General features: G+C 71.1%; 14 protein-coding genes. 6 read left to right on the top strand and 8 right to left on the bottom strand.

The annotated features are described in order from the left end of the window. Nucleotides 1–37 precede the first annotated feature (37 nt). Both AB5L52_RS34005 and AB5L52_RS34010 read left to right on the top strand, forming a co-directional pair. Nucleotides 38–484: a MarR family winged helix-turn-helix transcriptional regulator gene (locus AB5L52_RS34005; protein ID WP_369367531.1), complete on the top strand. Its 447-nt coding sequence runs from the start codon at nucleotides 38–40 to the stop codon at nucleotides 482–484. A 169-nt stretch (nucleotides 485–653) separates the two neighbouring features. Continuing rightward, nucleotides 654–1,517: a triacylglycerol lipase gene (locus AB5L52_RS34010; protein WP_351022225.1), complete on the top strand. Its 864-nt coding sequence runs from the start codon at nucleotides 654–656 to the stop codon at nucleotides 1,515–1,517. A 51-nt stretch (nucleotides 1,518–1,568) separates the two neighbouring features. On the opposite strand, the gene AB5L52_RS34015 is transcribed toward AB5L52_RS34010, so the two are convergent. The 3 genes from AB5L52_RS34015 to AB5L52_RS34025 form a co-directional block, all read right to left on the bottom strand. Beyond that, on the bottom strand, nucleotides 1,569–2,570 hold the full coding sequence (locus AB5L52_RS34015; protein WP_369367532.1) for a lytic polysaccharide monooxygenase: 1,002 nt from the start codon (nucleotides 2,568–2,570) through the stop codon (nucleotides 1,569–1,571). 146 nt (nucleotides 2,571–2,716) lie between these two features. Continuing rightward, nucleotides 2,717–2,956 (bottom strand): ferredoxin, encoded by a 240-nt coding sequence (locus AB5L52_RS34020; protein WP_351022221.1) that lies wholly within the window; start codon nucleotides 2,954–2,956, stop codon nucleotides 2,717–2,719. Then, nucleotides 2,953–4,152: a cytochrome P450 gene (locus AB5L52_RS34025; RefSeq protein WP_351022218.1), complete on the bottom strand. Its 1,200-nt coding sequence runs from the start codon at nucleotides 4,150–4,152 to the stop codon at nucleotides 2,953–2,955. The genes AB5L52_RS34020 and AB5L52_RS34025 overlap by 4 nt, the downstream gene beginning before the upstream one ends. 183 nt (nucleotides 4,153–4,335) lie before the next feature. On the opposite strand from AB5L52_RS34025, the gene AB5L52_RS34030 reads away from it, so the two are divergent. Continuing rightward, a complete protein-coding gene (locus AB5L52_RS34030; protein ID WP_351022215.1) occupies nucleotides 4,336–5,010 on the top strand; it encodes a helix-turn-helix domain-containing protein in 675 nt (224 codons plus the stop codon). 108 nt (nucleotides 5,011–5,118) lie between these two features. Here the strand turns inward: AB5L52_RS34030 and AB5L52_RS34035 are convergent, their stop codons facing one another. Continuing rightward, nucleotides 5,119–5,253, bottom strand: a complete 135-nt coding sequence (locus AB5L52_RS34035) for a hypothetical protein (protein WP_351022213.1) — start codon at nucleotides 5,251–5,253, stop codon at nucleotides 5,119–5,121. A 111-nt stretch (nucleotides 5,254–5,364) separates the two neighbouring features. Here AB5L52_RS34035 and AB5L52_RS34040 point away from each other — a divergent pair, with 111 nt between their 5' ends. Further along, on the top strand, nucleotides 5,365–6,081 hold the full coding sequence (locus AB5L52_RS34040; RefSeq protein WP_369367533.1) for a class I SAM-dependent methyltransferase: 717 nt from the start codon (nucleotides 5,365–5,367) through the stop codon (nucleotides 6,079–6,081). Between the two features lie 74 nt (nucleotides 6,082–6,155). Here AB5L52_RS34040 and AB5L52_RS34045 read toward each other — a convergent pair whose 3' ends face one another. Both AB5L52_RS34045 and AB5L52_RS34050 read right to left on the bottom strand, forming a co-directional pair. Continuing rightward, entirely contained in the window at nucleotides 6,156–6,656 is a 501-nt protein-coding gene (locus AB5L52_RS34045; protein WP_351022210.1) for a DUF402 domain-containing protein, read from the bottom strand. Beyond that, nucleotides 6,637–7,566, bottom strand: a complete 930-nt coding sequence (locus AB5L52_RS34050) for an N-acetyltransferase family protein (protein WP_369367534.1) — start codon at nucleotides 7,564–7,566, stop codon at nucleotides 6,637–6,639. Before AB5L52_RS34050 ends, AB5L52_RS34045 begins: the two co-directional genes overlap by 20 nt. A 70-nt stretch (nucleotides 7,567–7,636) precedes the next feature. On the opposite strand from AB5L52_RS34050, the gene AB5L52_RS34055 reads away from it, so the two are divergent. Next, on the top strand, nucleotides 7,637–8,005 hold the full coding sequence (locus tag AB5L52_RS34055) for a GntR family transcriptional regulator (protein WP_351022204.1): 369 nt from the start codon (nucleotides 7,637–7,639) through the stop codon (nucleotides 8,003–8,005). A 96-nt stretch (nucleotides 8,006–8,101) separates the two neighbouring features. On the opposite strand, the gene AB5L52_RS34060 is transcribed toward AB5L52_RS34055, so the two are convergent. Together AB5L52_RS34060 and AB5L52_RS34065 are read right to left on the bottom strand one after the other, a co-directional pair. After that, a complete protein-coding gene (locus AB5L52_RS34060; RefSeq protein ID WP_369367535.1) occupies nucleotides 8,102–8,878 on the bottom strand; it encodes a DUF72 domain-containing protein in 777 nt (258 codons plus the stop codon). Between the two features lie 15 nt (nucleotides 8,879–8,893). Then, the gene (locus AB5L52_RS34065) at nucleotides 8,894–10,003 is read right to left on the bottom strand and encodes a DUF5925 domain-containing protein (protein WP_369367536.1); all 1,110 of its coding nucleotides are present in this window, start codon (nucleotides 10,001–10,003) and stop codon (nucleotides 8,894–8,896) included. A gap of 127 nt (nucleotides 10,004–10,130) precedes the next feature. Here AB5L52_RS34065 and AB5L52_RS34070 point away from each other — a divergent pair, with 127 nt between their 5' ends. Next, nucleotides 10,131–11,549, top strand: a complete 1,419-nt coding sequence (locus tag AB5L52_RS34070) for a xylan 1,4-beta-xylosidase (RefSeq protein WP_351022196.1) — start codon at nucleotides 10,131–10,133, stop codon at nucleotides 11,547–11,549. Nucleotides 11,550–11,564: the final 15 nt, after the last annotated feature.

The following is an 11,564-nucleotide window of genomic DNA, read 5'->3' on the forward strand; positions in this document are numbered from 1 at the left end:
TGCTTGACCGTCACGTCAAGGGTGTTTCAATGCCTCCGTGCAGAACTCCGAAGCCATGGCCCTGTCCGCCGCCCTGCTCGCCGTCGCCGGTGACCTCACGCAACGCATCAACGAGGGGGTCGTCGCGCGTGGGTTCACCGATGTGCGGCCTGCCCATGGCTTCGCCTTCGCCCGGCTCGCCCCGGACGGGGCCACCGTCACCGACCTTGCGGCGCACCTCGGGGTGACCAAGCAGGCCGCGAGTCAGCTGGTGGACGAGATCGTACGCAAGGGGTACGCCGAGCGCCGCGCGCATCCGCAGGACGCGCGGGCCCGGCTGGTCGTGCTGACCGACCGCGGCTGGGCCTGTACCCGGGCGGCGGAGGAGGCGGCGGCCGAGGTCGTGGGGGCGTGGGCCGGGCTGCTGGGGGAGGGTGAAGTGCGGGTGCTGGCGGAGCGGTTGGCGCGGATTGCGCCCCATGGTCCGATCAGGCCCGCTTGGTGACGATCCATCAGATCCTGGTGGACCCTTGGTTATCACTGGAAGTTTTTACTGGCGCGTAACTTCACATCTGCACTACTCGCCCGTAACTTGACGGGTGAACAGCATCCTCGTGATCCGGATCACAGGGTAAGGCCGTCGTACCTCCCTTGAGCCGCAAGGAGATCACTCGATGCTGCCCTGGAAGCGAGCCCTCAGACCCCTCACCGCGCTGGTCCTCGCCGCCGCCGTCGCCACCGTTCCCGCCGCCGCGGCGCATGCTGCGGACACCGGGCCCAGTAGTGGCTGGAACGACTTCTCCTGCAAGCCCGCCGCCGACCATCCCCGGCCCGTCGTCCTGGTGCACGGCACCCTGGGCAACTCGGTCGACAACTGGCTTTCCCTCGCCCCGTACCTGAAGGACCGCGGATACTGCGTCTACTCCCTCGACTACGGCCAGCTGACCGGCGTCCCCCTCTTCTACGGCCTCGGCCCCATCGACAAGTCGGCAGAGCAACTGTCGGCCTTCGTGGACAAGGTGCTCGCCGCGACCGGCGCCGCCAAGGCCGACCTGGTCGGGCACTCCCAGGGCGGCATGATGTCCCGCTACTACCTGAAGTTCCTCGGCGGAGCGGCCAAGGTGAACGCCCTCGTCGGCCTGGCCCCCGACAACCACGGCGCCTCGCTGAGCGGCCTCACCAACCTGCTGCCGTACTTCCCCGGCGCCGCGGACCTGATCAAGGCCACCACCCCCGGCCTCGCCGACCAGATCCCCGGCTCCGACTTCCTCGGCAAGCTCAACGCGGGCGGCGACACCGTCCCCGGAGTGCAGTACACGGTCATCGCCACCAAGTACGACGAGGTGGCCACGCCTTGGCAGAGCCAGTACCTGAGCGGCTCCGACGTCCACAACGTCCTGCTGCAGGACCTGTGCCCGCTCGACCTCTCCGAGCACGTCGCGATCGGCCTGTTCGACCGTATCGCCTTCCATGAGGTGGCCAATGCGCTCGACCCGGCCGACGCCACCGCCACCACCTGCGCGTCGGCCTTCAGCTGAGCTGCCGCCGGGGCCTGTCCGGCCTGAGCCGCCGGACAGGCCCCGGAGTTCTCACCGGCGGTGCGCGCCGCCCGCCGCGCGCCGCCGCACCGACAGGAACAGCGCCGCCGAACCGAGCGCCAGCGCCGCCGCGCCGCCGATCGCGAGGTACGTGGTGCCGGTGGAGGCGCCGGTCTCCGCGAGGTTCTTCGCGGCACCGGCCGCCTTCGGCGCGTTGGCCACGGCGGCGTTGCCCGGCTGCTGGGCGGGCTGCCGTGCCGGTTGCCGGGTGGGCGTGCTCGTGCTGTCGTCGCCGCCGTGACCGTGGTGCTGCATCGTCATCGTCGACTTGTCGGCACCGGCCGCGATCTGCCGGTCGGAGGGCGCGGAGGCCGACGGGGCCGGGCCGTTGCCCGTGGGTGCCGCGCCGGCGCCGCCGAAGTCCACGTCCGAGCAGGAGTAGAACGCCTCCGGGCTGTCCGAACGCTGCCAGATCGCATACAACAGCTGCTTGCCGGACCGCTCGGGAAGCGTGCCGGAGAACGTGTAGAAGCCGCCCGAGGCGACCGGGTCGGTGGCCGTCGCCACCGGATGCGCCAGATCCAGCCCGGACCAGGACAACGGCTTGGCGGGGTCGTAACCGGGCTTGGTGAGATAGACGTTGAAGGTCCCCTTGTGCTGGGCCGTCACCCGGTACTTGAAGGTGTACGACCCGCTGTGCACGCTCGTCGCCGGCCAGTCGGCGCGGGCCAGGTCCAGGCCCTTGAACTCCTCGTTGTTCGCGCTGCACAGCTTGCCGTCCGGGATCAGCTTCTGGTGCTGTCCGGCGGCATCGCCGATCCGGATGCCGTTCCAGTCGTACAGCGCCTGTGCGCCGCCGGCCGCCACGGCCGCCTTGCACGCGGCCGACTTCGGGCTCTGAGGCCCCTCCGCGTAGCACTGCGAGACACGGCTGACCGGATCGCCCATCGAACCGTGCGCGGAGGCGGGCGCGGCGCCGAGCACGGTCAGGGCGAGCGGCGGCAGACCGAGCACGGCGACGACAGCGGCCGGGCGGCGGGCGCGAGCGGACATGCGGAACTCCTCGAAAGACAGTGCTTCGGTACGGCTGCATCCCGTGGGGGCGCTCCGAAGCTAGCCCCAAGAAACCGCGAAATCGCCTGCTGGGGGCGGGGGGAGGAGATCCTTATGGTGCCGTTAAGGCCGGACTAATTGAGGGCTCAGGAAGAGGGGGCGGAGGAGGAGCCGCTGGATTCCGGCTCGTGGAGGGTGATCGCCCCGGCGGGGCAGACACCGGCGGCCATCCGTGCGGCCGCGCGATGGGCGGTGGGCGGTTCGGCGTGCAGCAGGAGCACTCGACCGTCGTCGGGATCCTGGTCGAAGACCTCCGGGGCGGTCAGAGCGCACATCCCGGCGCCGATGCAGCGCTCACGGTCGACGCGCAGGCGTGTCGTCGTCATGCCCCCTCCTTGTCCCAGGCCACCGGGAGGCTCTTCACCCCGTAGATGTCCGCGGTCTCCGGGCGCAAGACCACCTCTTCCGCCGGTACGGCGAGGCGCAGCGTGGGGAAGCGGTCGACCAGCGCGCGGAACGCGACCCGCATCTCGACGCGGGCCAGTTGCTGACCCAGGCACTGGTGGATGCCGTGGCTGAAGGCCAGGTGCCCGTCGTACGGCCTGCGGAGGTCGAGCACGTGGGGGTCGGTGAAGCGCTCGGGGTCGCGGTTGGCGGTGTTGTACGACAGGACGACCGTCGTGCCGGCCTCGATGGTCCGGCCCCCCAGCTCGACGTCCACAAGGGCCGTCCTCATGAACGTCTTCGCGACACTCAGATACCGCAGCAGTTCCTCCACGGCCCCGTCGGTGAGCGCGGGGTCGGCGCGCAGCGCGGCCAGTTGCGCCGGGTTCTGCAGCAGCGCGAAGGTGCCGAGGGCCAGCATGTTCGCGGTGGTGTCGAATCCGGCGGCCAGCAGGACCAGGCTGATCCCCTTCAGCTCCTCATCGGTCAGATCGCTGTCGGTGAGTTCGCTGAGCACGTCGTCGGTCGGGTTCGCGCGCTTGGCGGCCACCAGTTCCGCGAGGTACTCCTGGGTCGCGGTGTAGGCCGCTATCAGCTCCTCTTCGCTCGTCTCCCCGCCCATGAACGTGTCGATCTGCTCCTGGAAGGAGCCCCTGTCCTCGTACGGCACCCCCAGCAGCTCACAGATGACGATGGTGGGGATGGGCTTGGCGAACGCGGTCACCAGGTCCACCGGCGGCCCGGCCTTCTCCATGGCGTCCAGACAGTCGGCGGTGATCTGCTCGATGCGCTCGGTGAGAAGCCGCATCCGACGCACCGTGAACTTGCCCACCAGAGGCTTGCGATAGCGCCCGTGCTGTGGCTCGTCCGTGAGGAGGAACTCGCCGGGCGGCGCCGGAGGAATCTCGAAGTCGCCCACGTTCAGGAGCTCCTTGCGCGAGCTGAACCGTGAGTCGGCCAGGACCGACCTGACCAGGTCGTATCCGGTGATCAGCCAGCCGGGTTTGCCGCCGTCGTGGGTGAAGCGGCTGATGGGGCCGTGCCGGCGGGCGTCGAGCAGCTCTGCCGGCGGGTCGAAGGGGCAGCCGGACCGACGCGCCGTCGGCATCGTCGTCACGGTGTGGAGGGACTCACCCATGGCCATTCCTCGTTTCGCGATATGACGTGTTTGACTCCTCTCGAAAGCTACGTTGCATTCATGATGACGTCAATCTGCAATACGGCACATCTGCAGGTGGCAGGTGGAAAATTGATGCAATGACGCTGAGATTGAATGCAACGCGGCGTTGCAATGGAGGGCGGTGAAGGCAATACTGACGGCATGCCAGGAGGACGGTTGACCCCGCAGGAGCGCCGGCGCATCGCGGCCGGGCTCGCCGACGGGCTCGCCTACGCCGAGATCGCCAGGCGGCTCGACCGGCCGACCTCGACGATCAGCCGGGAGGTCGGACGCAACGGCGGCCCCGGCGGCTACCGGCCCGAGCAGGCGCAGCGGGCGACGGGCCGGCGGGCGCGGCGTGGCACACCGGTACCCCCGCGCGCGGACGGGCCGCCGCGCGGCGCGGTGGAAGAGGAGATCATCGAGCTGGCGGTCAGCTCGGGCATGCCGAGGATGACGGCGCGCGTGCACATCGACCTGTTGCTGTCCGAGGACGGCAGGCGCACCGCGGCCGAGCTGACCCGCAGGCTGAAGGTCAGCCCGGCCTCCGTCTCCGTGGCCGTGAACTCCCTGGTCCAGCAGGGTTTTGTCCGGCGCGAGCGCGATCCGCAGCGGCGCCGCGACATCTATGTGGTCGACGACGAGGCCTGGTACCACTCGGTCATGACCAGCGCGCGGCAGACGCTCGAAGTGGCGCAGGCCGCGATGGCGGCGACGGAGACGGTCGGGCTCGACAGGCCCGAGGCACAACGGATGGCCAGGGCGGGCGCGTTCCTGGAGCGGGTCACCCTGGACATGATGGAGTCGGCCGACCGCTGGCGCACCCTCCTGGCGTGACGGGCCTCCTGGCCCGGAGTGCCGTGGGCGCGGATGAATTCCCCTGCTCCGGTCGGGGGAGGGCTCAGTGCCGCGAGCGGCTGGACCGGCTGACGGCCCCGGCGGCGCTCAGCCGTCCGGCCACCAGGTGCGCGCGATGTCCTTGCGCACCTCGGGACGGACCGTGGGGCGCTCCTCCGCCTCTTCGCGGATCCGGCGGCTGTCCGTCTTCTTCAGGGGCTTCTGCACGGTTGCGCGGCGCATGGCTGCCTCCTTCAGTGCCTACCGTGTCCCGTGGTGTCACGGAGGTAGACCCTTTCGGGGAGAGTTCCTCATCGGAGCCGGATTGTCAGTGGTGGGTGTCACTCTGTGGGCATGACGAATGCGAAGGGTCAGATGGTTGCGCCGGTCGCCTCAGGCGCCCTGGAGTTCGACTGGACCGCCACCGACGTCGGCTGGGAAGCCACCGACATCGACCGGGACGCCACCGACATCGACCGGGACGTCACCGACATCGACTGGGACGCCGCGGCCGACGGCTTCGACGACGAGCCGGACCACGGCCTGCGCGACCCCGAGGTCCGTGCCGCCTGGGCGGCCAGACTCCGCTCCTGGCTGCCCGAGCACCCCGCCGACGTCCTGGACCTCGGCTGCGGCACCGGCAGCCTGTCGCTCCTCGCGGCCGCCCAGGGACACCGTGTGACCGGTGTCGACGCGTCCCCGGCGATGGTCGGGCGGGCCCGTGCCAAGCTCGCCGGGCGCGACGCGGTGGTGCTGTGCGGGCAGGCCGCGGCCCCGCCGGTGGGGGAGCGGCGCTTCGACGCCGTCCTGGTACGGCATGTGCTCTGGACCCTGCCGGGACCGGACCGGGTGCTGCGGCACTGGCGGGACCTGCTGCGCCCGGGAGGGCGATTCGTGCTGGTCGAGGGCGTCTGGGGCACCGTCCACCCCGTCGGCATACCCGCCGGCCGGCTCACCGCGCTGCTGGCGCCGCTGAGCCGGGACATGCGCGTGGAGCCCCTGTCCGGTGACCCGGTGTTGTGGGGCAAGGCGGTGACCGACGAGCGGTACGCGGTGGTGGCGACCGTGTGAGCGGGCCGTAGCCGGACGGGGGCCTGGGTCTGGGCGTGGGCGGGGCACGCCGTGCATGCCGTGGCCGAGGAGGGTCAGGCCAGCAGCTTCGCGAAGCCGTCGGCCCGGGCCAGCGTCTCCAGCTCCGCCAGCGCGGCCACCGCGGCGGACGCGGCCTCGGGGTCCGTCTCCGTCAGCCCGCTCTCGGCGAACTCGTCCTCGTCCAGCCGCCGTACGTCCGTGCCGTCGGCGGAGCGCCACAGGTCCAGGTCGAGGTCCTCCACGACCAGTTCGCCGGCGGTGCGCACCGCGGGACGGGTGATGTCGCAGTACCAGCCCTTCACGGTGCCGTCCGCGGCGCGGACCTCCTTCACCGAGTACCAGCGGTCCCGCCAGTAGTACTCGGTGAACAGGTCACCCGGCTCGAAGCGGACGAAGCCGAAGTCCCGGACGCCGGAGCCCGCCCAGGGCGCGCGTACGGCGATGCGCGTGCCGTCGTCCTGGAGCAGCTCGGCCGGATAACGGATCTTCGTCCGGCCGGCCTTGACCAGGACCACCTCCAACCGTGCCGGTGCGTCAGCCGAGTTCACGGACATGGCGTACCTCCGTCGCGCAGATCTCGTACCCGAGCCACTTGTTGATCGCGATCATCGGGTCGTTCCCGGTGTCGTTGCCGGTGAAGGCCTCGGTGATACCGGCGGCTTGGGCCCGGTACAGGGAGTGGATCTTGGCCAGCTTGGCCAGACCCTGCCCTCGATGGGACTGGGCGGTGCCGGTCATCGCGGTGGTGTACCGGGTGCCGCCGTCGGTGTAGGCCACGCTGAAGGCGACCGGGCGGCCCTCGACACAGGCGGCCACCGTCAGGTCGCGGTCCAGCAGCGGATGCTTCCAGTACTGCTCGACCCATGCCTCGTAGTCGGTCAACTCGTAGTCGACGTCCCCCGGTTCGTCCAGCATCGTCTCCGCGTCCAGCTCGAACAGCGGGCGCGGGTCGTCCGCGAAGTCCGCGGCCGTACGCAGTTCGACGCCCGGCGGGGTCCTGGGGACGGGCGGGAGGACGGAGCCCGCCAGATCGAGACGGAGGAAGTGGGCGGAGCGGCTGCCGCGATAGCCGTGGCGCTCCGCGAAGGCGCGGTTGGCCGGTCCGTCGAGGACCCAGCTGAGCAGCTTGGTCGCTCCCTGGGCGGCGAGGTACTCCTCGGCCGCCCGCAGCAGGAGTCCGCCGGCACCGCGACCGGTCCGGTCCGGCCGGACGTAGATGTTCAGCAGGCCCTGGCCCGGCTCGGAGCTGTCGTGGGCCAGATGGACCTGGGCCGTGCCGATCACCTCGCCGTCCTCCTCCGCGATCAGCGGGCGATAGCGCGCCCCGGGCGGCATGTGGAGGGCGTCGTGGCGGATCGAGTCCGAGGTGAACAGGAGGTACGGAAGCGCGAGATGGCGGACCCGGGCGAAGCCCTCGGTGTCCGCGGGCACGTCGGGGCGCAGGTCGCGCACGATCACAGTCATGGGGCTGCACCGTACGGGGATACGCGCCGGGGGTGCCTCTGATTTTCCGCCCGTGGGGGACAATCGGCCCGTGAGCCTGAAGATCCGCATCGATGACAGCGCGCCTCCGTACGAGCAGGTGCGGGCGCAGATCTCCGCGCAGGCCCGGTCCGGGGCGCTGCCCGTGGGGTACCGGTTGCCGACCGTGCGGGGGCTGGCCGAGTCCCTGGGCCTCGCCGTGAACACCGTGGCCAAGGCGTACCGGGCACTGGAGAGCGACGGGGTGATCGAGACACGGGGGCGCAACGGAACGTTCGTGGCTGCCGCCGGCTCGGCGGCGGAGCGTGAGGCGTCCTTGGCCGCGCAGGCTTACGTCGAGCGTGTCAGGCGGCTCGGGCTCACCGAGGACGACGCATGGGCTGCCGTGCGGGATGCCCTGCGGGCGGCATACGGGGGGTAGGGGGCTGGGGGCTGGGGGCTGGGGGCTTTCGGTCTTCGGCCGAGGAGGGTTCGCGGCGCTGTCCGGAGCGACGGAGAAGAGCCGGTCGCGGAGGAATCAGCGGCTCTTCACCGGCTCCGGGAGGCGGGTCACCCGTAGGCCCGCCCGCTCCGCCGCCCTCCCGAACGTCACCGCGTCCTGTACCGCCGCCCCGCCCGGGTCGTTGTTGAAGTACGCGTACACGTCCTCCCCGGCCCCCTCCCGCCATGTCGTCGCGATGCGGTCCACCCAGGTCTCCAGGGAGCGCCGGCCGTAGCGCGGCCAGGGGGTGGCGCGGCCCTCGTGGAAGCGGACGTAGCCCCAGTCGGTGGTGCGCCAGAGGGGGGTGGTCGGGCGGGCCTGGACGTCCGCCCAGCACAGGGCCGCGCGCCGGGCCGACAGCACCTCGCGGACTTCCGGTGTCCACCAGGAGTCGTGGCGGGGTTCCACGGCGACCCTCGTACCGGGCGGGAAGCAGGCCAGGCAGGTGTCCAGGAGGGCAGGGTCGGCGCGCAGGGTCGGCGGGAGCTGGAGGAGGACCGGGCCCAGACGGTCGCCGAGGCCCGCCGCGTGGGTCATCAGGCGGTCGACCGGTTCGGCCGGGTCCTTCAGGCGCTTGATGTGGGTCAGATAGCGGCTGGCCTTGACCGCGACCACGAAGTCCGCCGGGACGCGGTCCCGCCAGGCCTCGAAGTTCTCGCGGGAGGGGAGACGGTAGAACGCGTTGTTGATCTCCACCGTCGCGAACAGCCGGGTGTACTCCTCCAGCCACAGCCGCATCGGGACCCCGGCCGGATAGACGAGATCCCGCCAGTCCTTGTACTGCCACCCCGAGGTGCCGACGAACAAGGTCACAGCACCATCAAAGCACTACAGATACAGGCCCGCGTCCGCACCGTCCCGCGCCCCCGGCACCGAGGTCGGGGCCGTGCCCCGGCGCAGCGCGAACAGCTCGGCCAGCGTCGCGCCCTCGCGGCCGATGGCATCCTCCCCGCCCTGGGCCTCGTTGCCGAGCCAGTTCACCGCCTCGCGGCGGGTCAGCGGGCCCACCTCGATGCGGGCCAGACAGCGGCCGGGGCGGACCACGGCCGGGTGCAGCCGCTCCAGGTCCTCGTTGGTGGTGACACCGACCAGCACATTGCGGCCCTGGCCGAGCAGGCCGTCGGTCAGGTTCAGCAGCCGGGACAGGGCCTGGCCCGCCGTGTGCTTGGCCTCGCCGCGGATCAGTTCGTCGCAGTCCTCCAGGAGTAGCAGCCGCCAGCGGCCCTTTCCGGCGGCGTCCTCCTCGCCGATCGCGATGTCCATCAGATAGCCGACGTCGGAGAAGAGGCGCTCGGGGTCCAGGACGCAGTCCACCTGGCACCAGTCGCGCCAGGAACGGGCCAGCGTGCGCAGGGCCGAGGTCTTGCCGGTGCCCGGCGGGCCGTGCAGCAGGAGCAGCCGGCCGGCGATGTCCTGCGGGGTCGTCTTCATCAGGCGGTCCATGGAGTCCGCCACCGGTGCCGTGTAGTTGGGCCGGACCTCGTCCCAGGTGCCGGCGGAGATCTGCCGGGTGGTGCGGTGCGGGCCGCGCCTGGGGGAGACGTACCAGAAGCCCATCGTCACGTTCTCGGGCTGGGGCTCGGGCTCGTCGGCCGCGCCGTCGGTGGCCTGGTCGAGGACCCGCTTGGCCAGTTCGGCGCTGGTCGCGGTCACCGTGACGTCCGCGCCGCGGTTCCAGCGGGAGACCAGCAGGGTCCAGCCGTCGCCCTCGGCGAGGGTCGCGCTGCGGTCGTCGTCGCGGGCGACCCGCAGCACGCGGGCGCCGTCGGGCAGCAGGGTGGCGCCGGAGCGGACGCGGTCGATGTTCGCCGCGTGCGAATACGGCTGCTCGCCCGTCGCGAAGCGGCCGAGGAACAGCGCGTCGACGACGTCGGCAGGCGAGTCGGAGTCGTCGACGTGGAGCCGGATCGGCAGAGCGTCGTGTGGGTTCGCAGACATGCCGCCATGATCGGGCACGCAAGCGCTCCGCGCACGGCATTTGACTCCGGCGGAAGGGCGGTCCGATGCCCGCGGGTCTTCCGAAGACCCGCCGGACGGGCCCCCTCCGCCCCTACCGTTGTCCTCGATGGGACGACATGGGTGGGATTCGGATACTCGGCGGTGGCGGCTCACCGCCCTGCTCGGTGTCGGCGCGGCCGTGCTGGCCCTCGCGGTGACCCTGTTCGGCACGCTGACCGGCGGCGCCAGCACCACCGGCACCACACGCGACGGCGACAAGGTGCACGGCACCCCCGCGAGCCCGAGCGCGAAACCGGAACCGTACGTCGGCTGGGGCTTCACCCACACCCAGTACAGCGCCGACGAAGGAGCCGACGCGGCCACCAAGAACGTGGAGCGGCTGCTCGGACAGCACGGCGGGCTGGCACAGAACCAGCACATCATGGGCTGGGGCGCCGACAATCCCGAACCGGTCAAGGGGCACTACGACTTCGGCGCCCTCGACCGCCGTATCGACTTCATGCGCGCCTCCCGCGCCACCCCCGTGATCACCCTGTGCTGCTCCCCGGACTGGATGAAGGGCGGCAGGGCCGGGGCCGGCGCCACGGACTGGAGCCAGGCCGCTCTGGAGAAGGCCCCGACCCCCGACCACTATCAGGACTTCGCCGACCTCGCCGCGACCATCGCCCGCCGCTACCCGGACGTCAGGCACTTCATCGTCTGGAACGAGTTCAAGGGCTTCTGGAACGACGCCGAGTCCCGCTGGGACTACGAGGGATACACCAAGCTGTACAACCTCGTGTACCAGGCGCTGAAAAAGGTCGACAAGGACATCATGGTCGGCGGGCCGTATCTGGTGATGGACAGTGTCGACCCGCGTGACCAGAACGCCTCCGGCGCGCTGAAGGGCCCGTGGGGCGCCATGGACCGGCGGGTGCTCGACGCCTTCTCCTACTGGAACGCCCACAAGACCGGCGCCGACTTCACCGTCGTCGACGGCTCCAGCTACACCCACGACGACGACCTGCTGCCGAACGAGTTCGCGGCCACCGACAAGCTGACGGCCGTCAGCGAGTGGCTGCGGCGGCAGACCCACGGCCTGCCGCTGTGGTGGGCCGAGTACTACGTGGAGCCCGGCGACGGCAACGGCAACCGCACCGGCTGGACCGAGCCGCACCGCGTCGCCGTCCAGGCCACCGGCATGATCGCCATGGTCAGGGGCGGCGCCGGCTCCGGCTTCTACTGGAACCCGGAGGACAAGACCGGCTCCGGTTGCGCCGGCTGTCTGTGGACACCGACCGACGGCACCGGCGGGGGCAGGGCCCTGCCCATGTACGACCTGGTCTCCCGGTTCGCCCAGGCGTTCCCGCCGGGGACGGCCTACCAGAACGTGTCCGTCGCGGCCGACGACGTATCCGATGTCCGCGTCCTGGCGAGCGGCAGGACCGTCCTCGTGGTCAACACACAGAACCGGGCGATCAGCGCCCAGGTCGACGGCAAACGGTTCGGCATGGGGCCGTACGAGGTGAAGTGGCTCGACCGCTGAGCCACCCCACACCCG

It is taken from the genome of Streptomyces sp. CG4 (assembly GCF_041080655.1).
GTDB lineage: Bacteria > Actinomycetota > Actinomycetes > Streptomycetales > Streptomycetaceae > Streptomyces.